At 76.0% G+C, this 24420-nt stretch carries 27 protein-coding genes; 7 read left to right on the top strand and 20 right to left on the bottom strand.

Annotated elements, in window-relative coordinates:
• Positions 1-11 precede the first annotated feature (11 nt).
• From EV189_RS11905 to coaD, 12 genes are all read right to left on the bottom strand, one after another.
• Positions 12-350: a P-II family nitrogen regulator gene (locus EV189_RS11905; protein ID WP_130493189.1), complete on the bottom strand. Its 339-nt coding sequence runs from the start codon at positions 348-350 to the stop codon at positions 12-14.
• Positions 347-1678, bottom strand: a complete 1332-nt coding sequence (locus tag EV189_RS11910) for an ammonium transporter (protein WP_196788566.1) — start codon at positions 1676-1678, stop codon at positions 347-349. The genes EV189_RS11905 and EV189_RS11910 overlap by 4 nt, the downstream gene beginning before the upstream one ends.
• Before the next feature lie 131 nt (positions 1679-1809).
• On the bottom strand, positions 1810-3012 hold the full coding sequence (gene ftsY, locus EV189_RS11915) for a signal recognition particle-docking protein FtsY (RefSeq protein WP_165400272.1): 1203 nt from the start codon (positions 3010-3012) through the stop codon (positions 1810-1812).
• Positions 3013-3071: 59 nt separating this feature from the next.
• A complete protein-coding gene (locus EV189_RS20210; protein ID WP_165400273.1) occupies positions 3072-3245 on the bottom strand; it encodes a hypothetical protein in 174 nt (57 codons plus the stop codon).
• Between the two features lie 5 nt (positions 3246-3250).
• Positions 3251-6889, bottom strand: a complete 3639-nt coding sequence (smc, locus tag EV189_RS11920) for a chromosome segregation protein SMC (protein ID WP_130493190.1) — start codon at positions 6887-6889, stop codon at positions 3251-3253.
• A 234-nt stretch (positions 6890-7123) separates the two neighbouring features.
• Positions 7124-7330 (bottom strand): hypothetical protein, encoded by a 207-nt coding sequence (locus EV189_RS11925; protein WP_130493191.1) that lies wholly within the window; start codon positions 7328-7330, stop codon positions 7124-7126.
• A 168-nt stretch (positions 7331-7498) separates the two neighbouring features.
• Positions 7499-8404, bottom strand: a complete 906-nt coding sequence (gene mutM, locus EV189_RS11930; RefSeq protein WP_130493192.1) for a bifunctional DNA-formamidopyrimidine glycosylase/DNA-(apurinic or apyrimidinic site) lyase — start codon at positions 8402-8404, stop codon at positions 7499-7501.
• 2 nt (positions 8405-8406) lie between these two features.
• A complete protein-coding gene (gene rnc, locus EV189_RS11935; RefSeq protein ID WP_130493193.1) occupies positions 8407-9198 on the bottom strand; it encodes a ribonuclease III in 792 nt (263 codons plus the stop codon).
• A gap of 14 nt (positions 9199-9212) precedes the next feature.
• Entirely contained in the window at positions 9213-9386 is a 174-nt protein-coding gene (rpmF, locus tag EV189_RS11940; protein ID WP_130493194.1) for a 50S ribosomal protein L32, read from the bottom strand.
• A gap of 61 nt (positions 9387-9447) precedes the next feature.
• Complete coding sequence (locus EV189_RS11945) at positions 9448-10029, bottom strand: YceD family protein (RefSeq protein WP_130493195.1); 582 nt, start codon at positions 10027-10029, stop codon at positions 9448-9450.
• Positions 10030-10135: 106 nt separating this feature from the next.
• A complete protein-coding gene (locus tag EV189_RS11950) occupies positions 10136-10768 on the bottom strand; it encodes an ATP synthase subunit B family protein (RefSeq protein ID WP_196788567.1) in 633 nt (210 codons plus the stop codon).
• 35 nt (positions 10769-10803) lie between these two features.
• Positions 10804-11316, bottom strand: a complete 513-nt coding sequence (coaD, locus tag EV189_RS11955) for a pantetheine-phosphate adenylyltransferase (RefSeq protein ID WP_130493196.1) — start codon at positions 11314-11316, stop codon at positions 10804-10806.
• Between the two features lie 121 nt (positions 11317-11437).
• On the opposite strand from coaD, the gene trmB reads away from it, so the two are divergent.
• On the top strand, positions 11438-12106 hold the full coding sequence (gene trmB / locus EV189_RS11960) for a tRNA (guanosine(46)-N7)-methyltransferase TrmB (RefSeq protein ID WP_130493197.1): 669 nt from the start codon (positions 11438-11440) through the stop codon (positions 12104-12106).
• Here trmB and rsmD read toward each other — a convergent pair.
• The 3 genes from rsmD to EV189_RS11975 are packed head-to-tail and all read right to left on the bottom strand — an operon-like array spanning position 12103 to position 16349.
• Positions 12103-12663: a 16S rRNA (guanine(966)-N(2))-methyltransferase RsmD gene (rsmD, locus tag EV189_RS11965; RefSeq protein ID WP_130493198.1), complete on the bottom strand. Its 561-nt coding sequence runs from the start codon at positions 12661-12663 to the stop codon at positions 12103-12105. The two genes, trmB and rsmD, sit on opposite strands and share 4 nt — an antisense overlap.
• A 13-nt stretch (positions 12664-12676) precedes the next feature.
• Entirely contained in the window at positions 12677-14866 is a 2190-nt protein-coding gene (gene recG / locus EV189_RS11970; protein ID WP_231116324.1) for an ATP-dependent DNA helicase RecG, read from the bottom strand.
• A 1-nt stretch (position 14867) separates the two neighbouring features.
• Positions 14868-16349 (bottom strand): DAK2 domain-containing protein, encoded by a 1482-nt coding sequence (locus EV189_RS11975; protein WP_231116325.1) that lies wholly within the window; start codon positions 16347-16349, stop codon positions 14868-14870.
• Positions 16350-16562: 213 nt separating this feature from the next.
• Here EV189_RS11975 and rpmB point away from each other — a divergent pair, with 213 nt between their 5' ends.
• Positions 16563-16751 carry a 50S ribosomal protein L28 gene (rpmB, locus tag EV189_RS11980; RefSeq protein ID WP_130493199.1) on the top strand — a complete coding sequence of 63 codons (189 nt, stop codon included), beginning with the start codon at positions 16563-16565 and terminating at the stop codon, positions 16749-16751.
• 72 nt (positions 16752-16823) lie between these two features.
• Here the strand turns inward: rpmB and EV189_RS11985 are convergent, their stop codons facing one another.
• Positions 16824-17861, bottom strand: a complete 1038-nt coding sequence (locus EV189_RS11985) for a thiamine-phosphate kinase (protein WP_130493200.1) — start codon at positions 17859-17861, stop codon at positions 16824-16826.
• Here EV189_RS11985 and EV189_RS11990 point away from each other — a divergent pair.
• Positions 17853-18086: an Lrp/AsnC ligand binding domain-containing protein gene (locus EV189_RS11990; protein WP_130493201.1), complete on the top strand. Its 234-nt coding sequence runs from the start codon at positions 17853-17855 to the stop codon at positions 18084-18086. The two genes, EV189_RS11985 and EV189_RS11990, sit on opposite strands and share 9 nt — an antisense overlap.
• 89 nt (positions 18087-18175) lie before the next feature.
• Positions 18176-18583 (top strand): DUF3515 family protein, encoded by a 408-nt coding sequence (locus tag EV189_RS11995; RefSeq protein ID WP_231116426.1) that lies wholly within the window; start codon positions 18176-18178, stop codon positions 18581-18583.
• A gap of 4 nt (positions 18584-18587) precedes the next feature.
• Here the strand turns inward: EV189_RS11995 and EV189_RS12000 are convergent, their stop codons facing one another.
• The gene (locus tag EV189_RS12000; protein ID WP_130493203.1) at positions 18588-19751 is read right to left on the bottom strand and encodes a D-alanine--D-alanine ligase family protein; all 1164 of its coding nucleotides are present in this window, start codon (positions 19749-19751) and stop codon (positions 18588-18590) included.
• A gap of 54 nt (positions 19752-19805) precedes the next feature.
• On the opposite strand from EV189_RS12000, the gene EV189_RS12005 reads away from it, so the two are divergent.
• Positions 19806-20927, top strand: a complete 1122-nt coding sequence (locus EV189_RS12005) for a trans-sulfuration enzyme family protein (RefSeq protein ID WP_130493204.1) — start codon at positions 19806-19808, stop codon at positions 20925-20927.
• Here the strand turns inward: EV189_RS12005 and EV189_RS12010 are convergent.
• Positions 20924-21925, bottom strand: coding sequence for an NAD(P)H-dependent glycerol-3-phosphate dehydrogenase (locus tag EV189_RS12010; RefSeq protein ID WP_130493205.1), 1002 nt, complete (start codon positions 21923-21925; stop codon positions 20924-20926). The two genes, EV189_RS12005 and EV189_RS12010, sit on opposite strands and share 4 nt — an antisense overlap.
• A complete protein-coding gene (locus EV189_RS12015; protein WP_231116326.1) occupies positions 21922-22671 on the bottom strand; it encodes a lysophospholipid acyltransferase family protein in 750 nt (249 codons plus the stop codon). The genes EV189_RS12010 and EV189_RS12015 overlap by 4 nt, the downstream gene beginning before the upstream one ends.
• 142 nt (positions 22672-22813) lie before the next feature.
• Between EV189_RS12015 and cofC the strand changes: the two genes are divergently transcribed.
• Positions 22814-23425 (top strand): 2-phospho-L-lactate guanylyltransferase, encoded by a 612-nt coding sequence (gene cofC / locus EV189_RS12020; RefSeq protein WP_231116327.1) that lies wholly within the window; start codon positions 22814-22816, stop codon positions 23423-23425.
• Positions 23422-23625 carry a hypothetical protein gene (locus tag EV189_RS12025; RefSeq protein ID WP_130493207.1) on the top strand — a complete coding sequence of 68 codons (204 nt, stop codon included), beginning with the start codon at positions 23422-23424 and terminating at the stop codon, positions 23623-23625. The genes cofC and EV189_RS12025 overlap by 4 nt, the downstream gene beginning before the upstream one ends.
• Positions 23626-23718: 93 nt before the next feature.
• Here EV189_RS12025 and EV189_RS12030 read toward each other — a convergent pair whose 3' ends face one another.
• A complete protein-coding gene (locus EV189_RS12030) occupies positions 23719-24378 on the bottom strand; it encodes an HU family DNA-binding protein (RefSeq protein ID WP_231116328.1) in 660 nt (219 codons plus the stop codon).
• Positions 24379-24420 lie beyond the last annotated feature (42 nt).

Below are 24420 nucleotides of genomic sequence, written 5' to 3' on the forward strand. Positions count from 1 at the left end.
GGGCCTGTCGGCTAGAGGGCCTCTGCCCCGCGCTCGCCGGTGCGCACCCGCACGACGGTGTCGACCGGGACGACCCAGACCTTCCCGTCGCCGATCCGGCCGGTCTGCGCGGACTTCGTGATGACGTCCACGACGTCCTCGGCGTCCGCGTCGTCGACGAGGACCTCGAGGCGGACCTTCGGGACGAGGTCGACGGTGTACTCCGCACCGCGGTAGACCTCGGTGTGGCCCTTCTGCCGGCCGTAGCCGTTGGCCTCGGAGACCGTCAGCCCGTGGACGCCGAAGGCCTCCAGCGCGGTCTTCACGTCGTCGAGCTTGAACGGCTTCAGCACGGCCGTCACGAGCTTCATGCGTCGATCCTCTCCTGCGAGCCCTGGGTGCCGATGACCGAGCGCGCCGCACCGCCGAGCGAGCCGCCGAAGCCGCTGAACTCGTAGCCGGTCTCGGCGTGCACGCCCTGGTCGATGCCGTTGACCTCGGTCTCCTCGTCGACCGTGAAGCCGATCGTCTTGTCGATCGCGAAGCCGAGGATCGCGGCGATGATGAAGGAGTACGCGAGGACCGCACCCGCGGCCAGCGCCTGCTTGCCGAGCTGGGTGAAGTCGCCGCCGTCCCAGAAGCCGGCCTGGCCGAGCGAGCCGGTCGCCTTGATGGCGGTGCCCGTCGCCAGGACGCCGATGGCGAGCGTGCCGACGATGCCGCCGACGAGGTGGACGCCCACGACGTCGAGCGAGTCGTCGAAGCCGAAGCGGTACTTCAGGCCCACGGCGAAGGCGCAGATCGCGCCGGCCGCGATGCCGAGGATGATCGCCCCGATCGGGTTGATCGAGCCGCAGGCCGGGGTGATGGCGACGAGGCCGGCGACGGCGCCCGAGGCGATGCCGAGGGTCGTCGAGTGGCCGTCACGCACCTTCTCCACGACGATCCAGCCGATGGCCGCGGAGGCCGTGGCCACCTGGGTGTTCATGAAGGCGAGGGCGGCACCCGAGCCGGCGGTCACCGCGGAGCCGGCGTTGAAGCCGAACCAGCCGAACCACAGGATGCCGGCGCCGAGCAGGACGAGCGGCAGGTTGTGCGGGCGCATGGGCTCGCGCGGCCAGCCGACCCGCTTGCGCAGGACGATGGCGAGGGCGAGACCGGCGGCGCCGGCGTTGATGTGGACCGCGGTGCCACCGGCGAAGTCCATCGCGTGCAGGTGGTCGGCGATCCAGCCGCCCTGGCCGTTGTTGAAGTAGAACACCCAGTGCGCCACCGGGAAGTACACGATCGTCGTCCAGAGCGCGACGAAGGTGATCCACGCGCCGAACTTCACGCGGTCGGCGATCGAGCCGCTGATGAGCGCCGGGGTGATGATGGCGAACATCAGCTGGAAGGCCGAGAAGATGAGCTCGGGGTACTGGTCACCCTTCGCCCCGAAGATGCCGGTGATCGTGCCCTTGAGGCCGAAGGCGTCGAAGTTGCCGATCACCGGGTTGGTGCCCTTGAAGGCGAGCGAGTAGCCGAACAGCACCCACAGCAGCGTGACCACGCCGATGCACGCGAAGTTCATCATCAGCATGTTGAGCACGCTCTTCGACCGGACCATGCCGCCGTAGAAGAACGCCAGGCCTGGGGTCATGAAGAGCACCAGCGCGGAGCTCGCGAGCATCCACGCGGCATCACCCGAGTTGATTTGCATCCCGCACCTCTCTGGGGACCGACTGTGGTCCAGAGAGTGATGCGCCGACGTTTCGCGTCCTAGGAGGACGTGTTCCAGGGACGTAACAGCGGCTGCCCGGGTGTTACGGGCCCGTTAAGGCGTCGGTCCGCCTACTCCACCAGGGCGTCGACGAACGCCGCGGGCTCGAACGGCGCGAGGTCGTCGGGACCCTCGCCGAGCCCGACGAGCTTGACCGGGACGCCCAGCTCGCGCTGGACCGCGACGACGATGCCGCCCTTGGCCGTGCCGTCGAGCTTGGTGAGCACGATCCCGGTGACGGCGACGACCTCGGAGAACACGCGGGCCTGGATCAGGCCGTTCTGCCCCGTGGTGGCGTCGAGCACGAGCAGCACCTCGTCGACCGGGCCCTTGCGCTCGAGCACGCGCTTGACCTTGCCGAGCTCGTCCATGAGCCCGACCTTGTTCTGCAGGCGCCCCGCCGTGTCGACGAGCACGACGTCGGCCTCGAGCTGGGTGCCCTGCTCGAGCGCGTCGTACGCGACCGACGCCGGGTCGGCGCCCTCCGGGCCGCGCACGGTGGGGACGCCCACGCGCTCGCCCCACGTGGTGAGCTGCTCGGCCGCGGCCGCGCGGAACGTGTCGGCCGCGCCGAGCACGACGTCCTTCTCCTCGCTCACGAGCACCCGGGCGAGCTTGCCCACGGTCGTCGTCTTGCCGGTGCCGTTGACGCCGACGACGAGGACGACGGCGGGGCGGCCGTCCGGGTGCCGGGTCGTCGCGAGCGTGCGGTCGAGCTCGGGGGCGACGAGGGCGAGCAGCTCCTCGCGGAGCAGGTCGCGCACCTGCTCGGGGCTGCGGGTGCCGAGCACGCGCACGCGGGTGCGCAGCCGCTCGACGAGTTCCTGGGTCGGGCCCACGCCGACGTCGGCGGTCAGCAGGGTGTCCTCGACCTCCTCCCACGTGTCCTCGTCGAGGGAGTCGCGGGAGAGCAGTGCGAGCAGGCCGCGGCCGAGGCTGGTCTGGGAGCGGGAGAGCCGGGCGCGCAGCCGGACGAGCCGGCCCGCGACGGGCTCGGGGCGCTCGAGGAGGAGCTCCGGGGTCTCGTCGACCTCCAGCGGCTCCTCGACGCCCGGGAGCGGGAGGTCCTCGAGCGTACGGGTCGGCGTGTCCCGCGGGACGGTGACGTCGTCGCCCACGCCCGGCGGGTAGTCCACGCCGGGCTGCAGCACGGTCGAACCCCGGCCGCCGCTCGGCGGGACCACGCGGCGGCGGCGGGGAGCGAGCAGCGCCGCGGCGGCGACCCCCGCGAGGACCAGCAGGAGCACGACGACGAGGACGATGACGGTGACCACGCCTCAGCCTCTCACCCGGACGGGCCCGCCCGGAGCGGGGCCCGAGCGGGGAGCGGATGTCAGGCCGAGACCTCGTCCAGGGCGTCGGTGACCTTCGAGCCGACCCGGTCGAGGGCGCCGCTGAGAACCTCGGGACCGGGGACGCGGCGCCCGCGGTGGGGGTAGGCCACGAGCGCCAGGACGAGCGCGGCGAGGAGCAGGGACACGGCGATGCCAGCCAGGAATGCACTCATAACGGTCATGAGGATACCGTCGCCGCCTGTGCGGGGGCTGGGAGCTCCTCCGGCGGCCCGTCCTCGACCGGCTGCCGCTCCCCCGGCTCGCGCAGCCGCTGGCTGATCACGGTGGTGACGCCGTCGCCGCGCATGGTGACGCCGTACAGCGCGTCCGCGATCTCCATCGTGCGCTTCTGGTGCGTGATGATGATGAGCTGGCTGCTCGCGCGGAGCTCCTCGAGGATGACGAGCAGCCGCCCGAGGTTGGTGTCGTCGAGCGCGGCCTCGACCTCGTCCATGACGTAGAACGGGCTCGGCCGGGCTTTGAAGATCGCGACGAGCAGGGCCACGGCGGTGAGCGAGCGCTCGCCGCCGGAGAGCAGCGAGAGCCGCTTCACCTTCTTCCCCGGCGGTCGCGCCTCGACCTCGATGCCGGTGGTGAGCATGTCGTCCGGGTTGGTGAGGACCAGCCGGCCCTCGCCGCCCGGGAACAGGCGCGAGAACACGCCCTCGAACTCGCGCGCGGTGTCGGCGTAGGCCTCGGTGAAGACCTGCTGGACGCGCTCGTCGACCTCCTTGACGATGTCGAGCAGGTCGCGCCGGCTCGCCTTGAGGTCCTCGAGCTGGGTGGTGAGGAACTTGTGCCGCTCCTCGAGCGCGGCGAACTCCTCCAGCGCGAGCGGGTTGACCTTGCCGAGCGCGGTCAGCGCGCGCTCGGCCGTGCGGAGCCGCTTCTCCTGCTCCGCCCGGACGTACGGGTGCGGCTGCGGCTCCTCCTCCGGCTCGGGCTCGCCCGGGACGGGGATCGAGGGCGGGACGAGCTGGTGGGGGCCGTACTCCTCGACGAGGGCGTCGGGGTCGGTCCCGAGCTCCTCGACCGCGCGCTGGCGCAGCGCCTCGACGCGCATCCGCTGCTCGGCGCGGGCGACCTCGTCGCGGTGCACGGAGTCGACGAGCTGCTCGAGCTCCGCGGCGAGCCCGCGAGTGGTCGAGCGGGCGGCCGCGAGCCGCTCGGCCACGGCGGCGCGCGCGGCGTCGGCGGCCGTGCGCTCCTCGGCGGCGAGCTCGAGGGAGGCCGCGAGGCGGCCGAGCGCCTGCTCGGCGCCGTCGAGGACGGCGCGGGCGACCGCGGCCTCGCGCTCCTGGCGCTCCCGGCGCTCGGCCGCGCGCTGGCGGGCCTCCCGCTCCTGGCGGGCGCCGCGCTCGAGCGCGTCGGCACGACCGGCCAGCGCGCGGGCGCGCTCCTCCGCCGTGCGGACGGCGAGCCGCGCCTCCATCTCGGCGCGGCGCAGCTCGGCGCCGCGCTCGGCGAGCCGGTCGCGCTGCTCGCGGCTCGGCTCACCCTCGTCGGGCGCCTCCTGCGCGGCGGTGTGGCGCTGCTCGAGCTCCTCCGCCGCCGTCCGCAGTCCGGCCAGCCCGTCCTGCGCGGACTGGAGCCGGGTGGCGAGCCGCTCGGCCTCGGCGGCCGCGGCGCGGGCCGCCGCCCCCAGCTGCCCGAGCTCCTCAGCCACCGCCGCCATCCGCGCGTCGGACTCGTGCAGCCGGGCGAGCGCCGCCTCCACGCGCTCCTCGGCGGCGCGTCCCTCGGTCCGCGCCGCCGACAGCCCGAAGCGGGCGCGCTCGACACGGTGGGAGGCCTCGGCCAGGGCGCGCTCCGCCTCGTCGACCGCCGCCTGCACCTCGAGCAGGCTGGGAGCCGCGCTGGACCCGCCGCGGACGAACCCGGCCCGGACGACGTCGCCGTCCCGGGTCACCGCGCGCAGCCCCGGCTCGCGCTCGACGAGGGCGGCCGCAGCGGCGAGGTCGTCGACGACGACCGTGCCGTCGAGCAGGAGGCCCAGCGCCGGCAGCAGCTGCTCGGGCGCGGAGACCAGCTCGCGGGCGGCGGTCTCCCCCTCCCGCAGCGCGAGCGGCTGCGTCGCCGCGGCGGGTGCGCCAGCGACGAGCAGCCCGGCCCTCCCGTGGTCCCCCGCGCGCAGGTGCTCGACGGCGCTCACCGCGCCCGTCAGCCCCTCGACGACGACGGCCTCGGCGGCCTCGCCGAGCGCGGCGGCCACGGCGGTCTCCCAGCCCGGGCGCACCTCGACCAGCCGCGCGGCGGTCCCGAGCACGCCGGCGACGGGGCTCCCGTCGGCCAGCAGCGCGCCGGCCCCGTCGCGCGTGGCCAGCCCGAGGCGCAGGGCCTCCACGCGCGCCGTGAGCGCGGCGCGCTCGCGCTCGGCCTCGCGCTCCTCGGTGACGAGGGCCTCGACCCGCTCGGCGATCTCGTCGAGGGCCGCGCTCGCCTGCTCGTGCTCGTCGTCGAGGTCCTCCTCGCCCGCGTCGAGGCCCGCGACCTGGGTCTCGAGCGCCGCGAAGCGCACCTTGGCCTGGTCGGCGCGGGTGAGCGCCTCGTCGCGCGCGGAGGCGAGCCGGCCCAGCTCCGCCTCGGCGGCGTCCACGCGGCTGCGCGCTGCCGACGCCTGGCCCGCCAGGCGCGCGAGGCCCTCGCGGCGGTCGGCGCGGGCGCGTACGGCGGTGGCGAGGGCCCGCTCCTCCTCCGTCAGCGCGCGCTCGGCGTCGCGGAGCTGCTCGACGACGGTCCCCAGCTGCTCCTTCGCGGTGCCCACGGCGGCGAGCAGGCCCGCCTCCTCCTCGCGGACCCGGGCGGCCTGCTGCTCCATCGCGTCGGGGTCCCGGCCCTCGCCCCCGCGCTCCGGCGGCGCCTCGAGCTGGCGGACCAGGCCGCGCAGCCGCTCCCCGGCGAGCCCGGCGGTGCCGGTGAGCCGCTCGCGCAGGGAGGACAGCGCGTACCACGTCTCCTGGGCGCGGGCCGCGCGCGGCGCCTCGGCCTGGGCGCGGGCCTCGAGCTCGGCCTCCTGCGTGCGCGCGGCGGCGAGCGCCTCCTCCACCTGGGCGCGGCGGGCGCGCACCGCCCGCTCGTCCGCGACGTCGGCCTCGAGCTGCGCGGTGAGCTGCACCAGGTCGTCGGCGAGCAGCCGCAGCCGCGCGTCGCGCGCGTCGGCCTGGACGGTCTGGGCGCGGCGTGCGACCTCCGCCTGGCGGCCGAGCGGCTTGAGCTGGCGGCGCAGCTCGCCGGTGAGGTCCTGCAGGCGGGTGAGGTTGCCCTGCATCGCGTCGAGCTTGCGGAGCGCCTTCTCCTTGCGCTTGCGGTGCTTGAGGACGCCGGCGGCCTCCTCGATGAACCCGCGGCGGTCCTCGGGCGTCGCGGACAGCACCGCGTCGAGCTGGCCCTGGCCGACGATGACGTGCATCTCCCGGCCGATGCCGGAGTCGGAGAGCAGCTCCTGCACGTCGAGCAGCCGGCAGGCCGAGCCGTTGATCTGGTACTCGCTGCCGCCGTTGCGGAACAGCGTGCGGGTGACGGTCACCTCGGAGTACGCGATCGGCAGCGCCCCGTCGGCGTTGTCGATCGTGAGGCTCACCTCGGCGCGCCCGAGCGGCGCCCGGCCGGACGTGCCGGCGAAGATGACGTCCTCCATCTTGCCGCCGCGCAGGCTCTTCGCCCCCTGCTCGCCCATGACCCAGGCGAGGGCGTCGACGACGTTGGACTTGCCGGAGCCGTTGGGGCCGACGACCGCCGTGATGCCCGGCTCGAAGCGCAGCGTCGTGGCGGAGGCGAAGGACTTGAAGCCCCGCAGCGTCAGGCTCTTGAGGTGCACGGGACCCCCTCCAGCGGCGTACGGGACAGGTCTGCGGGGACGGCGGCCGGCGCGGTGCGCGGCAGGAGCACGCTAGCCGACGCGGCCGTCGGCCCTGGCCGGGCGAGCGGCGGCGCCAGGGCCTCGTGACGGGAGGGCACAGCGACCAGCGGGCACAGCGACGAGCCGGCCCGCAGGGCGGACCGGCTCGGGTGCTGCTGCGCTGGTGCGCTGCGTCGCGGGGACGCGCCGCCGCTAGGCGAGCGCGGGCTCCTGCACGCGGTCCATCTTGACGCCGTCGAGCTCGTGCTCGAGGGCGCCGAGGGTGCGCAGGGTGTCGTTGTCGGCCTGCAGCCGGGCGACCTCGGCCTCGAGGTCGCGCACGCGCTGCTGGAGCCGGCGCACGTCCGCGAGCATCCGCGGGTCCGGGCCACCGACGTGACCGAAGAGCGCCTTCGCCATGTTGAACGTCCTCCACCTGGGATTCCGGGGTCTCCGGGCTCGCGAGCGCCTCGCCGGTCCGGGTGCGGACGGCGGGATGTGCTGCGGGCGGGCTTCAAGGGTCTCACCAGGTTGCGACGACGTCAACGGTCGGTCTCGATCCGGTGACGGTCGTCGCGCGGCGCGGGCTCAGCCGCGTACGCTCTCGCGGGCGCGCGCGGGCACCTCGCGCCGCCAGCCCCGGGGCGGGCGCTGGCAGTGCGGGCAGGAGAACGACGAGCGCCCCATGAAGGGGTCGCGCACGACCAGCGTCCCGCAGCGCGGGCAGGGCCGGCCCTCCTGGCCGTAGGCCGCGAGCGACCGGTCGAAGTACCCGCTCTGCCCGTTGACGTTGACGTAGAGCGCGTCGAACGACGTGCCGCCCTGGTCGAGCGCCTCGACCATGACCTCGCGGGCCGCGCCGAGGACCGCGAGCGCGTCGCCCCGGCTGAGCCGGTCGGTGGGCCGCGCCCAGTGCAGCTGCGCGCGCCAGAGGGCCTCGTCGGCGTAGATGTTGCCGATGCCGCTCACCAGCGTCTGGTCGAGCAGGGCGCGCTTGAGCTGGGTCCGCTTCGCCCGCAGGGCCCGGGCGACCGCGGCGTCGTCCTCGAGCGGGTCGAGCAGGTCGCGCGCGATGTGCTCCACTATGACCGGCACGCCGTCGGCCCCGGTGGGCACGAGGGCGACGCCGCCGAAGGTGCGCTGGTCGACGAAGCGCAGCTCGGGCCCGCCGTCGGCGAAGCGCAGGCGCACCCGCAGGTGGCGCTCGTCCGGTGCGGCCGGGTCCTGCACGAGCAGCTGGCCGCTCATGCCGAGGTGGACGACGAGGGCCTCGCCCGGGCCCTCGAGGGAGTCGAGCGGCACCCAGAGGTACTTCCCCCGCCGCTGGGGCCGGCGCAGCACGCGCCCGGCCAGGCGGTCGGAGAGGTCGCCCGCACCGGCGACGTGGCGGCGCACGGCCCGGGCGTGCAGGACGTCGACGGCCGCGAGCTCGCGGTCGGTGACGTGGGCCTCGAGGCCGCGCCGGACGACCTCGACCTCGGGCAGCTCCGGCACGGCTAGCCGGCGGTGGGGAGCGCCGCGCCGTCAGCAGCGGCGTCAGCAGCCGTCCCAGCAGCGTCGGCAGCGCCGTCGAGCGCGCGCAGCGCCGCCCACGCCTGCGCGGCGGCCTCCTGCTCGGCCTCCTTCTTGCTGCGCCCCGTGCCGGTGCCGAAGGGCTCGGCGTCGACCGAGACCACGGCGACGAAGGTCTTCGCGTGGTCGGGCCCGTCGCTGGTGAGGGCGTAGTGCGGGGCCCCGCGGCCCTGGGCGGCGGCGAGCTCCTGCAGCGAGGTCTTCCAGTCCAGCCCGGCGCCGAGCTCCGCCGCGGAGTCCAGCAGCGGGTCGACCAGGCGGTGCACCAGGGCGGCGGCCTCGTCGAGGCCGACGTCGACGTACGCCGCGCCGATGAGCGCCTCGATGGTGTCGGCGAGGATCGAGGACTTGTCCCGCCCGCCGGTGGACTCCTCGCCGCGCCCGAGGCGCAGGTGCGCCCCGACGTCGAGGGCGCGGCCGAGGTCGGCGAGCGCGCGCATGTTGACGACCGCGGCGCGCAGCTTGGCGAGCCGGCCCTCGGGCAGGTCGGGGTGCCGCTCGTACAGCGTCGAGGTCACGACCAGCCCGAGCACGGCGTCACCGAGGAACTCGAGCCGCTCGTTGGTGGGCAGGCCACCGTGCTCGTAAGCGTAGGAGCGGTGCGTCAGCGCACGCTCGAGCGTGGCGCCGGTGTAGTCGACGCCGAGCCGCTCGGCGAGCTCGCGCGGGTGGGACGGGCCCGGACGCGTCGCGTCCGGGCCGGCGGCGGGCGCCACGGGCGCGCCCGGCCTCAGACGTCCAGGACCTGGCGGCGGGCGTAGGTCCCGCACGTCCCGCACGCGGTGTGCGGCAGCTTGGGCGAGCGGCAGCGCTCGCAGGCGACGAGGGTGACGGGCGTCGCCTTCCACTGCGCGCGCCGGGAGCGGGTGTTGCTGCGCGACATCCGGCGCTTGGGAACGGCCACGACGAACTCCTCGTACTGGTGGGGCTTGGGGTTGCGGGTGCTGCTGGGTGGTGCGGTGGTGCTAGGGCTGCTCGGGGCGCTGCTCCCCGAGCAGGCCGCCCAGGGCGGCCCAGCGCGGGTCGAGCGCCTCGTGCGTGTGCTCGGGGTCGTCCGACAGGCGCGCGCCGCACTCGACGCACAGCCCGGCGCAGTCCTCCTCGCACACCGGTTGCTGCGGCAGTGCGAGCACCACCGCGTCGCGCACCACGGGCTCGAGGTCGAGCAGGTCGCCCTCGAGCTGGTGCACCTCGTCCTCGTCGGCCTCGGCCGACGACGACCCGGGGTAGGCGTAGAGCTCCTGGAGGTCCACCTCGAGGGTCTCCTCGAGCGGCTCCAGGCACCGCACGCACTCCCCGCGGACCTGGCCCTGCGCCGTCCCCGACACGAGGACCCCCTCCATGACGGCCTCGAGCCGAAGCTCGAGCTCCATCGTGGAGCCCTCCGGCACGCCGATCACGTCCGTCCCCAGGTGCTTCGGCGCGGGCACCGAGCGGGTCAGGCTGCGCATCGAGCCCGGTCGGCGGCCGAGTTCGCGGGTGTCGATCACGAACGGGTCGCGCGGGTCGAGGCGAGCCGTGTCCGGCTCTCTGTCTCGGCGTGGCATGGTGGCGGTCCTTCACGACGGCCTCGGGGGAGGCCACGGCGGCTCGACTCCAGACGACCCGTCCTGGGGCAGGACGGCACGACCGGTGTCGGACCGAGGGTCAACACTACCGGATCCGGCGGCCGCGCTCCACGTCGTCGCGAGCGGCGCCACCCGGGGCGGTGCGCTGACCAGCGTACGTGCCGGGCTCGTCGCCCTCCTCGGCGTAGCCCGCGCCGGCGTACGGGTCGCCGAGGTAGGCCCCCTCCGGCGCCTGCTCGAGCTCCTCGCCGTCGTCGGCGGCGAGCTCCTCCGCGCTGCGCGCGCGCAGCTTCTCCCGCCCGCGGGTGACCGCGGCGAGCGTCTTGCCCAGCGCGACCTCGAACGAGGCGAGCTTCGCGTCCACGTAGTCGTCGGTCTCGTCGCGCATCTGCGCCGAGAGCGACCGCGCGTCGTCGACGATCTGCACCGCGCGGCGGTGCGCCTCCTGGACGACCTCCTGCTCGTCGACCAGGCGGGCCTGCTCGGCGCGGGCGTCCTCGATGATCCGCTCGGCCTCGCGGCGCCCGTCGTCGAGCACCGCGTCGCGCTCCTCGAGCACGGTCTCGGCGTGGTGGAGCTCCTCGGGGAGCAGCTCGCGGACCTCGTCGAGCAGCGCGAGCACCTCGGCCCGGTTGAGGATGCACGAGGCCGACATCGGCATCGAGCGCGCCTCGGTCACCATCGCCGTGAGCTCGTCGAGCTTGGTGTGGACGTCCATCGGGCTCCCTCCTCCCGCGCCGGCCGGGGCCGGCGCTAGGCGCCGGCGGGCGGCTGGAGCCGCTCGAGCAGGCGCGCGTGCACAGTCTGGGGCACGAGCCCCGAGACGTCTCCCCCGTAGGCCGAGACCTCCTTGATGAGGCTCGAGGACAGGTAGGAGTACTCCGGGTTGGTGGCGACGAAGACCGTCTCCAGCCCGGACAGGCGGTGGTTCATCTGGGCCATCTGCAGCTCGTAGTCGAAGTCCGTCACGGCGCGCAGGCCCTTGACGACGACCGGGATGTCGCGGTCGCGGCAGAAGTCGACGAGCAGGCCCTTGAACGCGACGACCTCGACCCGGCCGAGGCCGGCGGTGACCTCGCGCAGCATCTCCATGCGCTCGTCGAGGTCGAACAGCCCGCGCTTCGTGGCGTTGACGAGGACGCCGACGGTCACCTCGTCGTAGAGCCGCGCGGCACGGCCGATGACGTCGAGGTGCCCGTTGGTCACGGGGTCGAACGAGCCGGGGCAGATGCACCGGCGGACGGTCGTGCTGGCACCGCTGGTCACGAGCACCTCCCTGCTGGACGGTCTGCTGATGGCACGGGTCTGCTGGGCGGGGCTCTGCTGGGAGCCGCCTGCGCCGCGGACGCCGGGCAACGTACCAGCCGGGCGGGCCTAGGCTCCCCCGGTGCACCTCGAGCACCCGCGCCACATCCGCTCCTTCCATCCCCGCCGCAGCCGTGTCACCGCCGGCCAGCAGCGGGCCCTCGACGCGGGCTGGCCGCACTGGGGAGTCGAGGGCGACGGGCCGCTCGACGTGGCCGGGCTCTTCGGGCGCACCGCGCCGCTCGTGCTCGAGATCGGGTTCGGGATGGGCGAGACGACCGCGCGCATGGCGGCCGCCGACCCGGCGCGCGACGTGCTCGCCGTCGACGTCCACACCCCCGGCGTCGGCGCCCTGCTCGGCGAGGTCGCGGCGCTCGGGCTGGGCAACGTGCGCGTCGTCGTGGGCGACGCGGTCGAGGTGCTCCGCGACCGGTTGGGGCCGGGGTCGCTCGACGAGGTGCGGGCGTACTTCCCGGACCCGTGGCCGAAGGCCCGCCACCACAAGCGGCGGCTCGTGAGCCCGGACTTCCTGGCGCTCGCCGCCGACCGGGTACGCGCCGGTGGCCGCCTGCACCTCGCCACCGACTGGGCCGACTACGCCGGGCAGATGAGCGCCCTGCTGCACGCCTCGCCCGCGTGGACGGTCGAGCACGAGGGGGCCCGGCCCGACTGGCGGCCGGTGACGCGCTTCGAGCAGCAGGGCCTCGCCAAGGGCCACGCCGTGGTGGACCTGATCGCGCGCCGGGGCTAGGGGGCCGCGGCGTACCAGATCGTGGCCTCGCCGTAGGCCCGCTCGCGCAGCGCCGCGAAACCCGCCGGCCACGGGAACGCTCCCCCGCGCGTCGCGCGCTCGACGGCGACGACCGCCTCGGGGGCGAACCAGCCCGAGGCGGCGAGGTCGGCGAGGACGGCGGCGAGGGCGCTCGCCTCGAGGGCGTACGGCGGGTCGAGGAACGCGACGTCGACCGGTCCCCCGGGCGGCGGCGCGGCGGCGGCCCGCTCGACCGGCAGCGCGAGGACCTCGGCGCCGGGCAGGCCCAGCGACGCGGCGTTGGCGCGGACGACGGCGACGGCACGGGGCGCCGACTCGACGAGGACCACGCCCACGGCGCCGCGGCTGAGCGCCTCGAGGCCGACGGCGCCGGACCCGGCGTAGAGGTCCGCGACGCGCAGCCCGTCGAGCGGCCCGGCCAGCGCCTGCAGCGTGGAGAAGAGCCCCTCGCGGGCGCGGTCCGAGGTCGGTCGCGTCCCGGAGGGCGGCACCGCGAGCCGCCTCCCGCCGGCGGCGCCCGCGATGACGCGCGTCACGCCCTGCTCCCCGTCATGCCTTGTCCAGGTAGTCGACGCGGTCCGGGTCGACGACCTGCTCGATCGCGAGGCGCAGCAGCGGCTGGCGCTGGAGCGCGGGGTCCTCGGCGATGACGCGCTCGGCCGCGGCGCGCGCCTCGGCGATGACGTCCTCGTCGCGCAGCACGGAGAGCAGCCGCAGGCTGGACCGGGTGCCGGACTGGCGGGCCCCGAGCACGTCGCCCTCGCGGCGCATCTCGAGGTCGAGCCGGGACAGCGCGAAGCCGTCCGTCGTCGCCGCGACGGCGTCGAGCCGCTCGCGCGCGCCGCTCCCCGGAGCCGCGTCGGTCACGAGCAGGCAGAGCCCCGCGTGCCCGCCGCGCCCGACGCGCCCGCGCAGCTGGTGCAGCTGCGAGACCCCGAACCGGTCGGCGTCGAGCACGACCATGACGGTCGCGTTGGGCACGTCGACGCCCACCTCGATGACGGTCGTCGCGAGCAGCACGTCGACCTCGCCCGCGGCGAAGGCCCGCATCACCCGGTCCTTGTCGTCCGGGTGCATGCGGCCGTGGAGGACCTCGGTGCGCAGCCCGGCGAGCGGGCCCTCGGCCAGCCCGGGCGCCACCTCGAGCAGCCCCAGCGGCGGGCGGCGCTCGCCGTCGTCGGGCGGCTCCTCGCGCTCGTCCTCGACGCCCCCCTCGCCCGTGGGCGAGTCGCCGATCCGCGGGAAGACGAGGTAGGCCTGCCGGCCCTGCGCGACCTCCTCGCGCAGCCGCTGCCAGGTCCGCTCGAGGAAGTGCGGCTTCTCCCCCGCCGGCACCACGTGGGTGGCGATGGGAGAGCGACCGGCGGGCAGCTCGGTGAGCTCGGAGACCTCGAGGTCGCCGAACGCCGTCATCGCGATCGTGCGCGGGATCGGCGTCGCCGTCATGACGAGGACGTGCGGCGGGTCGGTGCTCCGCGCGCGCAGGGCGTCGCGCTGCTCCACGCCGAAGCGGTGCTGCTCGTCGACGACGACGAGCCCCAGGTCGAGGAACTGCACCCTGTCCTCGAGCAGGGCGTGCGTGCCGACGACGATGCCCGCGTCGCCGCTCGCGATCTCGAGCAGCGCCCGGCGGCGCGCCGCGGTCGACAGCGACCCGGTGAGCAGCGCGACCCGGGTGCCGCTGTCGGCGCCGCCCAGGAGCCCGCCCTCGGCGAGCGGGCCGAGCGCGGCGCGGATCGAGCGGGCGTGCTGCTGGGCGAGCACCTCGGTGGGCGCGAGGAGCACCGCCTGCCCGCCGGCGTCGACGACGGTGAGCATCGCGCGCAGCGCGACCAGCGTCTTGCCCGAGCCGACCTCGCCCTGGAGCAGCCGGTTCATCGGGTACGTGCGGGCGAGGTCCGCCTCGATCGCCGCGCCGACCTCGACCTGGCCGCGGGTGAGCTCGAAGGGCAGGCGGGCGTCGTACGCGTCGAGCAGTCCCCCCGCCCTCCGCGGCCGGGGCGTGGCCGGCAGGGAGCGGGCGGCGACGCGCCGCTGCACGAGCAGGGTCTGCAGCACGAAGGCCTCGTCCCAGCGCAGCCGCCGCCGGGCCTGCTCGGCCTCGCGCAGGTCGCGCGGCTGGTGGACGAGCTGGAGCGCCTCGCGCAGCGAGATGAGGTCCTGCTCGGCGTGCAGCTCGGGCGGGAGCGGGTCGTCGAGCGGAGGCAGGGTGTCGAGGACCACGCGCACGGCCTTGGCGATCTTCCACGTCGGCATCTGCGCGGAGGCGGCGTAGACCGGGACGAGCGCGCCGGTGAAGGCGTCGACCGCCTCCAGGCCGTCGTCGTCCTGGTCGAGGAGCATGAAGTCGGGCTGGAGCAGCTGGAGCGTCGTGCGGAAGCGGCTCACCTTGCCGGAGAACAGCCCGACCTTGCCGGTCGTGAGCGAGCGCAGCCGGTGGTCGCGGCCGAACCACGTGAGCTCGACGCTGCCCCGCCCGTCGGTGACGACGACGGTGGTGAGGTACTTGCCGCCGTTGGTCCGCCGGCTGCTCGAGCGCTCGACGCGGGCCATGACCGTGACGTGCTCGTCGAGCGGGAGCCGGGTGAGGTCCGTGAGCTTGCCGCGGTCCTGGTAGCGCCGGGGGTAGTGGTGCAGCAGGTCGCCGACCGTGCGCAGCCCCAGCGACTTCTCGAGCGCCGCCGCGCTGCTGCCCACGGCGCGCGACAGCGGCGCGCCCAGCACCTCGTCGGTCCGCACCTCACTCCACCCCGACGAGCAGGTCGGAGGCGGCACCGACGGCGTGGACGACGACCTCCAGCGCCGGCCTCGCCGCCCGGAGCGCGGACTCCACAGCGGCCGCGCGCTGCTCGGGGGCGAGCACGGTCACGAGCTCGCCGCCCCCCGCGAGCAGGCCGTCGAGCTCGGCGTCGAGGCGGTCCGGCGCCACCCGACGGCAGCGCATGGCCCCCGCGGCTGCGCGCATCGCGGCGGCGTCCTCCTCGAGCGGCTGCTCGGGCGCGGCGACGGCCACGGCGGCCAGCGCCTGCAGGTCGTGCTCGAGCGGGACGAGGGAGGCGCGTACGCCGTCGCGGGAGAGCGCGCGGACGGCGACCTCCGCCGCTGGCCGTCCGTCCGGCCCGGCGACGACCACCGCCTCCCGGGCGTGGGCGCCGCGCACGGCCCGCAGCACGTCGTCGGCGGTCGCGGCGAGCGGCAGGGCGCCGGCGGCCGCCACGAGCTCGGCCACCGCGGGCTCGGCGACGAGCACGGCGACCACCCGCCTCGCCGCGCTGGCGGCGGGAGTGCGCAGGGCGCTGACCCGGATCCGGTGCGGGCGACCGGCGGCGATGCCCGCCTCGACCGCGGCACCGGCGTCGTCGGTGTGCACGTGCACGCTCCAGAGCCCCTCGCCGCCCACGACGACGACGCTCTCGCCGAGCGCGGCGAGGGAAGGTCGCAGGGCGTCGACCGCCTCGTCGGTGGCGTCGAGGAGGTACATCACCTCGAACTCGCCGTCGGTGCCGGGCTCGTGCGGCAGGGGCGCCGCGGCCGGAGCGGTCGCGCGCGGCGGCAGCGGGGTGCGGGTCACGACCGCGACCAGGGCGTCGAGCAGGACGACGAGCCCCTGGCCGCCCGCGTCGACGACACCCGCGCGGGCGAGCGGCTCGAGCTGGGTGGGGGTGCGGGCGAGCGCCTCGCGGGCACCGCGCGCGGCGGCGACCACGACCGGCTCGACCGCGCGGACGGGCTCGGCCGCCGCGGCCTCGGCGGCGGCGCGGGCGACGCTCAGCATCGTCCCCTCGACGGGCGTGACGACGGCGTCGTAGGCGCTGTCGGCGGCGCAGCGCAGCGCCTCGGCGAGCAGGTCGGCGTTGGCCCACGGCGTCGCCCGGGCCTCCTCGTCGGCGAGCGTGCGCGCGATGCCGCGGAGCAGCTGGCTGAGGATGCCGCCGGAGTTGCCCCGCGCGCCGATCAGCGCGCCGCGCGCGACGGTCCGCACGGTGGCGGCGAGGTCGGCGTCGTCGGGCAGGGCCGCGGCGGCCGTCGCCGCGGCCTCGAGGGTGAGGTAGAGGTTGGTGCCGGTGTCGCCGTCGGCGACCGGGAAGACGTTGAGCGCGTCGATCTCCGCGCGCGCGGCGCCCAGCGCGTGCAGGGCGAGCTGCGTCCAGGCCCGCATCGCCGGCCCGTCCACCGCGTCGGCCGGGGCCGCGAGCGCTGCAGCCGCCCCGCTCCCGCTCACGTCGACTCCTGCTCGTCAGCCCTGCGCCTGCCGGCGTCGCAGCAGACTAGCCGGGGGCACCGACAGGAGGCCGTCCGGCGCTGCGGGTCCGCTGCGGCCCGCTCCCGGGTGCGGATTGGTGCCGGGCGCCCCGGGTCCGGTACGCTACTGCGGTTGCCCGGGCACCGACCCGGGCGCACTCCTGATCGCAACGACCCCCTCCGGAGGAGCTCCGTGGCTTCCCACTGCGACGTCTGTGGCAAGGGCCCGGGCTTCGGCAACAGCATCTCGCACTCGCACCGCCGCACCCGTCGCCGCTGGAACCCCAACATCCAGACGGTGCACGCGCTGGTCGGCCGCACGCCGAAGCGCCTGAACGTCTGCACCTCCTGCCTCAAGGCGGGCAAGGTCGCGCGCGCCTAGCGCCCTCCGGGTCGCGCTCGTCGCGCCCTGAGCACCAGGCCGGTCGCCCCTCGGGCGGCCGGCCTGCTCGCGTCAGCGGTAGGAGTCCCAGCCCGTGGAGCCGGGCCGCGCCACGCCCGGCACGACCACCTCCGGGCTCCCCGCCACGACCCTGCCGACGACGCGCACGCCCGGCGGGAGCGCCGTCCCGGCCGGGACGCACCCGGCCAGCGCGTGGTCCTCGCCCCCGCCGAGCACCCACGCCCACGGGTCCTCGCCCAGCTCCTCCGCGCACGCGGCGAGGGCGCGCACGTCGTCCTCCAGGGCGGCAGCGTCCAGCTCGAGCCGCACACCGCTCCCCCGCGCCACGTGCCCGAGGTCCTGCAGCAGCCCGTCGCTGGTGTCGAGCAGCGCGCTCGCGCCCGCGCGGGCGAGCGCCGGGCCCGCGGCGTACGGCGGGGCCGGGACCCGGTGCGCCGCCGCCAGCTCCGCGTGGCGCTGCAGCAGGCCGGCGTCGCCCCGCAGGTGCAGGGCCAGCCCCGCCGCCGAGCGCCCGAGCCGGCCGGCGACCACGACGAGGTCGCCCGGCCGCGCGCCGGAGCGGGTCACCGGGTCGCGGCCCTCGAGGTCGCCCAGCGCGGTGACGCTGATGACGACCTGGCCGGCGCGCGTCATGTCGCCCCCCACCACGCTGACGCTGACGACGGCGCACTCCGTCCGCAGGCCGTCCGCCAGGGACTCCGCCCACGCCACCGGCAGGTCGGCCGGCGCCGCCAGCCCCACGACGACCGAGGTGGGGACCGCGCCCATCGCCGCGACGTCGGCGAGGTTCTGCGCGGCGGCCTTCCGGCCGACCTCGAGTGCGCTCGACCAGTCGCGGCGGAAGTGCACGCCCTCGACGAGCACGTCGGTCGTCACGACGACCCGGCCGTCGGGCGCGCGGACGACCGCGGCGTCGTCGCCGGGCCCGAGCAGGACGAGCGCGGACTGCGGCAGGCGGGCGGTGACGGCGGCCACGACCGCGAACTCGCCGGCCTCGCGGACCGTCGGGGTGGTCGGAGTAGCCTGCACCTCGGCGTCCACGGCGGCCGCCGGGTCCGCAGCAGGAGCGAGGGAGTCGCCGTGGTGCATGCCTACATCCTCGTCCAGACCGAGGTCGGCGCCTCCGCCGCGGTCGCCACGGCCGCCGCGGCCGTGCCCGGGGTCGCCAGCGCGGAGGCGGTCATCGGCCCGTACGACGTGGTGGTGCGGGCCTCCGCCCCGACCCTCGACGAGCTCGGCACGGCGGTCATCACGCCGGTGCAGTCGATCGAGGGCGTCACCCGCACGCTGACCTGCTCGGTGGTCGCCCTCTGAACCGCGCCACCGCCCTCGCCGCCCCCGCCCTCGGCGTCCTCGCCGTCGCCTCCGCGGGACTGGGCGGCGTCGCCCTCGTCCGCTCGTCCCTGCCGCCGGCCGTCACTCCGCCGCCCGGGCTCTCGGCGGCCGCGACCGCCGCCTGCACGAAGGTCACCGCCGCGCTCCCCGCGACCCTCGCCGGCCAGCCCCGCCGCACGACCCGGCCGGGCAGCCCGCTGACCGCGGCGTACGGGTATCCCGCGATCACGCTGCGCTGCGGCGTGCGCGAGCCCGGCCCCTCCCCCGACCTCGACTGCATGTCGGGCGGCACCGTCGACTGGATCGTCGTGCCGCAGACCGGCAGCACGCTGCTCGTGAGCTTCGCGCGCACGCCGGCCGTGGAGCTGGTGGTGCCGGGGGCGTACGCGACGGCGCCGCTCCAGGCGCTCGACGCCGCGGTGCGCACGACGGCGGAGAGGGGCACCGGCTGCACCGACGTGGTGCCCGCGGGCTGAGCGGCTAGCGCAGGCCGAGCGGGCGGGCCAGGGCCGTGCGCAGCAGCCGGTCCACGAGCGCGGGGTAGTCGACCCCGCTCGCCGCCCACGCCTGCGGGAACACCGAGGCGGGGGTGAAGCCCGGCATCGTGTTGACCTCGTTGAGGACGGGGGTGCCGTCCGCGGCGAGGAAGAAGTCCACCCGGGCGAGCCCCTCGCAGCCGAGCGCGTCGAAGGCGCGGACCGCCAGCGCCCGGACCTCGTCCGCGACGCCCGGCGGCAGGTCGGCGGGGACGTTGATGCGGGTGGAGCCGTCGAGGTACTTCGCGGCGAAGTCGTAGAACTCGTGGGCCGGGTCGACGTGGATCTCGGCGACCACGCTGGCCTCCGGCGCCGCGCCGTCCTCGCCCTCGAGCACCCCGACCTCGATCTCGCGGCCGGGAACCATCGCCTCGGCGATGACCCGCGGGTCGTGCCGGCGGGCCAGCTCGACCGCACCCTCGAGGTCGGCCCAGTCGGAGACCTTGGTGATGCCGACGCTGGAGCCCGCGCGCGCGGGCTTGACGAAGACCGGCAGGCCCAGCGCACGCACGCGGTCGAGCGCGCCCGCGCGGTCGCTGCGCCACTCGCGGTCGGTCACCAGGGCGTACGGGCCGACGGGGAGGCCGGCCGCGACGAGCGCGGCCTTCATGTGGCCCTTGTCCATGGCGGCGGCCGAGGCGAAGACGCCGCTGCCGACGTAGCGCACCCCGGCCAGCTCGAGCAGGCCCTGGACGGTGCCGTCCTCGCCGAACGTGCCGTGGAGCAGCGGCAGCACGACGTCGACCGCACCCAGCACGGCCGGCACGTCGGCGGGGTCGCGCACGACGAGCGGCGGCGTCGTCGGGTCGGCGGCGAGCAGCAGAGACGGGCCGTCGCCCGCCACCTCCGGCAGCGTGCCGTCGGTGATGGCGAGCGCGTCCGCGTCGCCCTCGCTGAGCACCCAGCGGCCCTCGAGCGTGATGCCGACGGGCACGACCTCCCACCGCGAGCCCTCGAGGGCGCGCAGGACGCAGCCCGCGGAGACGCAGGAGACCGCGTGCTCGGAGCTGCGGCCGCCGAACAGCAGCGCGACGCGCGGCTTCGCCGGCTCTACCGGGGTGGCCGGCTCTGCCGGTGCGGCCGGGGTCGGTGCTGCAGGGGTCGACATCGCGGCGACCCTACCGCCTGCGACCGACGCTCCCTGGCACGGCAGGCTGGACCGATGCAGCCCCGCTCCCGCGCCCTCTCCCCCGCCACCCAGGTCGTCGCCGGCGGGCGGCCCGAGCGCCTCCCCGGCGCCCCGGCGGTGGTCCCGCCGGTGTTCAGCTCGACCTACGTGCAGGACGGTGCCGTCGCGTACGGCCGGTTCGGCAACCCCACGTGGGCCGCGCTCGAGGAGGTGCTGGGGACGCTCGACGGCGGCACGGCCACGGCGTACGGATCGGGGACCGCCGCCGTCTCCGCCGTGCTGGACCGCGTGCCGGTCGGCGGCACGGTCGTCGCGCCCGTCGGCTGCTACAGCGGCACGCTCGTCGGGCTGGAGCGGCTGCACCGCCTCGGGCGGGTCGGCGAGGTCCGCCTCGTCGACCCCGCCGACACCGCCGCGGTCGTGGCGGCGCTGCCCGGGGCGGACCTGCTCTGGGTGGAGTCGCCGACCAACCCGCTGCTCGCCGTGGCCGACCTGCCCGCGCTCGTCGCCGCCGCGTACGAGGTGGGCGCGCTCGTCGCCGTGGACGCGACGTTCTGCTCCCCGCTGGTGCTGCGACCGCTCGACCTGGGGGCGGACGTCGTCGTGCACTCGGCGACGAAGTACCTCGCCGGGCACTCGGACGCGCTGCTCGGCGTCGCCGTCACGCGCTCCGAGGAGCTCTCCGCGGCGCTCGTCGAGTCGCGCTCCGCGGGCGGGGCGATCCCCGGGACGATGGAGGCCTGGCTGGTGCTCCGTGGCCTGCGCACGCTGCACCTGCGCGTGGAGCGCTCGCAGGCCAACGCCCTCGAGCTCGCCCGACGGCTCGAGGGCCACCCGGCGCTCGAGCGGGTGCGCTACCCCGGGCTCGCCTCGGACCCGGGGCACGCGCGGGCGACCGAGCAGCTGGCGGGCTACGGCTCGATCGTCTGCCTCGACGTCCGGGGTGGCGCGGAGCCCGCGGAGCGGCTGGTCGCCGGCTGCCGGCTGTGGCTGCCCGCGACGAGCCTCGGCGGCGTCGAGTCGACGCTCGAGCGCCGCCGCCGGCACGCCGCGGAGAGCGCCGACGTCCCCGAGGGCCTCGTCCGGCTCTCGGTCGGGGTCGAGGACGTCGAGGACCTCTGGGCGGACCTCAGCGACGCGCTGGACGCGCGCTAGCGCTCGGGCTTCGTGCTCCGCGCCATGAAGGCCTCCACGGCCTCGCGCGGCGACGCTCCCTCGCGGACCACGCGCACGACCTGCTCGGTGATGGGCATGTCGACGCCGTGGCTCCGGGCCAGCTCGAGCACGGACTCCGCCGACCCGACGCCCTCGGCGGTCTGGTGGATGAGCGCCTTCGTCTCCTCGAGCGGCACACCGCGACCGAGCCGCTCCCCGAAGGACCTGTTGCGCGACAGGGGCGAGAAGCACGTCGCCACCAGGTCGCCCAGCCCGGCGAGGCCGGCGAACGTCAGCGGGTCGGCGCCGAGCGCGGCACCGAGCCGCGCGGTCTCGGCGAGCCCGCGGGTCACGAGGCTCGCCTTCGCGTTGTCGCCGAGCCCCATGCCGACCGCCATCCCGACGGCGAGGGCGATGACGTTCTTCACCGCGCCACCCAGCTCGCAGCCGACGACGTCGGGGTTGGTGTAGGGGCGGAAGTACGCCGTGGCGCAGACCTCCTGCAACCGCCGCCCGACCTCCTCGTCGCGGGCGCCGATGACGGCCGCGGCGGGCTGCCGCTCGGCGATCTCGCGGGCGAGGTTGGGGCCGGTGAGGACGGCGACCCGCTCCTCGGCGACGGCGAGGCTCTGCGTCACCACCTCGCTCATCCGCAGGCAGCTGCCGGACTCGATCCCCTTGGCCAGGCTGAGGAACGCCGCGCCCGCGGGGAGGTCGGGCGCCCAGGCCGCGAGGTTCGCGCGCAGCGTCTGCGACGGCACGGCGAGCACGACGACCTCGGCCCCGTCGAGCGCCTCGCGGGCGTCGGCGGTGGCGCGTACGGCCTCGGGGAGGTGGATCCCCGGCAGGTAGGCGGCGTTCTGCCTGCTGCTGCGGATCTCCTCGGCGGCCGACGAGCGGCGGGCCCAGAGGCGTACGTCGTTGCCGGCGTCGGCGAGCACCTGGGAGAACGCGGTGCCCCAGGACCCGGCGCCGAGGACGGCGACGCTGCTGGTCATGCAGCTCCGCCGGACTTCTCGTCGCCCTTGGGGTCGTAGCGCTCCGCGGGAGCCTGCTCCCCGCGCAGGACCTCGAGCTCGTGCGTGATGGCGCCGAGGATCCGCTCGGTCGCGTCGCGCAGGACCTCCGCGGTCATCGGGCGCTCACGCAGGTCCTCCAGCGGCACCGGCGGACCGACGCGGAAGGCGAGCCGCTTGCGGGGCAGCAGCTTCGGGACCTTCGCCCCGCGGGGGAGGATCTCCTGCGCCCCCCACTGGGCGACGGGGATGACGGGGCACTTGGTCAGCAGCGCGATGCGGGCAGCACCGGTGCGGGCCTGCATCGGCCACATCCCGGGGTCCTTGGTGGTCGTGCCCTCGGGGTAGATGACCACGCACTCCCCCTCCTGCACGGCCTTCACGGCCGCACGGAAGGCCTTCGCGGCGTCGCGGGAGTCGCGGTGCACGGGGATCTGGCCCGAGCCGCGGAACACCCAGCCCACCAGCGGCACCTCGAACAGGCTCGACTTGATGAGGAAGCGCGGGCGGCGGCCCGTGTCGTGCACGAAGCGCGCGGTGCCGATGGGGTCGACGACCGAGAGGTGGTTGACCACGAGGATCACGCCGCCGTCGGCGGGGACGTGCTCGAGCCCGGACCAGTCCTTGTGCGTCAGCACCATGAGCAGGGGCTTCAGCACGTCCACGGCCGTGCGGTAGGCCGGGCCCTGGCGGAACGGGCCCTCCTTGGGGCGACGGGCGAGCACCACGGCGACGTCCTTCCTCCTCGAGCCGGGACGCCGGGCCCGCGCGCGGGCCCGGTCCTTCCCGGTGTCGTCGGGCCTAGTCTCCCAGCCAGGGCGCAGTGGTCGGCACGGACGGCCCCGCGCGGCGCGTGGGAGGATGGCGCGCGTGCGCAGCTGGAGGCTGGTCCTGCCGGTCAAGGACCTCGGCGCGGCCAAGTCGCGCCTCGTGCCACCGGTCGGCGTGCAGCGCGCCGACCTCGCACTGGCCTTCGCCTTCGACGCCACCGCGGCGGCGCTCGCCGTCGGCGTGCCCGTGCTCGTGACGACGTCCTCGTCCTCGGTGGTGGCGGCGTTCCGGGCCGAGTGGGCGGGCGACGCCGTGGAGGTCCTGGAGGACGCCCCGCCCGGGCTCAACGAGGCGGTGTCGTTCGCCCTCGGCCGTTGCGGAGACGGCCCCGTCGGCGTGATGACGGCCGACCTGCCGGCGCTGCGCGGCAGCTCGTTGCAGCGGGCACTGCTGGCCGCCGAGCAGGTGCCGTACGCCGTGGTGCCCGACGCTGCCGGCACGGGCACGACGCTGCTGGCCGCGCTGGACCCCGCGCGCGTGAGGCCGTCGTTCGGGCCGGGGTCGTGCGCGGCCCACCTCGCCGACGGAGCGCACGTGCTGGAGGCGGGGGTCGACCTCCGCCTCGATGTCGACACCGCCGAGGACCTCGAGGCCGCACGCGCCCTGGGTCTCGGTCCGGCGACGCGCGCCCTGCTGGCCAGCGCCGCGTGAGCGTCCTGCAGGGGACCGTGCTGGACTTCACCGCCGCAGCAGGCGGAACCGCCGTCCTCGACGACGGGCGGCGGGTCGAGCTCGCGGCAGGCGCCCAGGGGGAGCTGCCGGGGCTGGCCCGCGGACAGCGCGTGCGGCTGCGGGTCGACGAGCGCGGGATCGCCGTGGCAGCAGCGCCTCTCACGCTCCCGCTGCCCTAGCGCTCCCGGGGCGCGGGTCCCGGCTCCAGACAGACCTCGGGCCGGGCCGCCCGAGGGCGACCCGGCCCGGAGCCGGAGTGCGGAGCTGCGCGGTCAGGCCTTCTTCGCGGCGCGCTTGGCCGGAGCCTTCTTCGCCGGCGCTGCGGTCTTGGCCGGGGTGGCCTTGGTCGCAGCGGTCTTGGCCGGAGCCGCCGACTTGGCGGGCGCCTTGGTGGCCGCGGCGCGCGTGGTACGCGCGGGCGCAGCCGTCTTCGTCGCCGCGGTCTTGGTCGCGGCCGCCTTGGTCGCCGGCGCCTTCGTGGCCGCCGCCTTCGTCGCGGTCGCCTTGGTGGAGGCCGTCTTCGTGGCCGCCGTGGTCGCGCGCGACGCGGTGGTCTTCGTCGCCGGAGCCGCCTTGGTGGCCGCGGCCTTCGTGGCGGTCGTCTTCGTCGCCGTGGCCGTCGCCTTGGTGGCCGTCTTCTTGGCCGGGGCCGCCGCGCGCGGCAGCTTCTTCTGGCCGGAGACGATCGCCTTGAGGTCCGTACCGGGACGGAACTTCGCGATGGAGGTCTTCTTCACCTTGACGGCCGCACCCGTGGCGGGGTTGCGGGCCGTACGGGCGGCACGCTCGACCTTCTCGAAGACGCCGAAGCCGGTGATGCCGACCTTCTCGCCCTTCGCCAGCGAGCGCTGGATGATGTCGACGACGGCCTCGATGTAGGCCTGCGAGTCACGGCGACTGATGTCGAGGCGCCCAGCAAGCTCCTCGATCAACTGAGCTCTGTTCACTGCTCCCCTCCGGGGGTGGTCTCGAGA

The organism is Motilibacter rhizosphaerae, assembly GCF_004216915.1.
GTDB lineage: Bacteria > Actinomycetota > Actinomycetes > Motilibacterales > Motilibacteraceae > Motilibacter > Motilibacter rhizosphaerae.

Excerpts from the sequence above, each read along its gene's own strand:
- EV189_RS11905 (WP_130493189.1), bottom strand. The coding sequence starts at position 350 with ATGAAGCTCGTGACGGCCGTGCTGAAGCCGTTCAAGCTCGACGACGTG.
- EV189_RS11910 (WP_196788566.1), bottom strand. The coding sequence starts at position 1,678 with ATGCAAATCAACTCGGGTGATGCCGCGTGGATGCTCGCGAGCTCCGCG.
- EV189_RS20210 (WP_165400273.1), bottom strand. The coding sequence starts at position 3,245 with ATGAGTGCATTCCTGGCTGGCATCGCCGTGTCCCTGCTCCTCGCCGCG.
- EV189_RS11925 (WP_130493191.1), bottom strand. The coding sequence starts at position 7,330 with ATGGCGAAGGCGCTCTTCGGTCACGTCGGTGGCCCGGACCCGCGGATG.
- EV189_RS11945 (WP_130493195.1), bottom strand. The coding sequence starts at position 10,029 with ATGCCACGCCGAGACAGAGAGCCGGACACGGCTCGCCTCGACCCGCGC.
- EV189_RS11950 (WP_196788567.1), bottom strand. The coding sequence starts at position 10,768 with ATGGACGTCCACACCAAGCTCGACGAGCTCACGGCGATGGTGACCGAG.
- EV189_RS11985 (WP_130493200.1), bottom strand. The coding sequence starts at position 17,861 with ATGCACCACGGCGACTCCCTCGCTCCTGCTGCGGACCCGGCGGCCGCC.
- EV189_RS12000 (WP_130493203.1), bottom strand. The coding sequence starts at position 19,751 with ATGTCGACCCCTGCAGCACCGACCCCGGCCGCACCGGCAGAGCCGGCC.
- EV189_RS12005 (WP_130493204.1), top strand. The coding sequence starts at position 19,806 with ATGCAGCCCCGCTCCCGCGCCCTCTCCCCCGCCACCCAGGTCGTCGCC.
- EV189_RS12010 (WP_130493205.1), bottom strand. The coding sequence starts at position 21,925 with ATGACCAGCAGCGTCGCCGTCCTCGGCGCCGGGTCCTGGGGCACCGCG.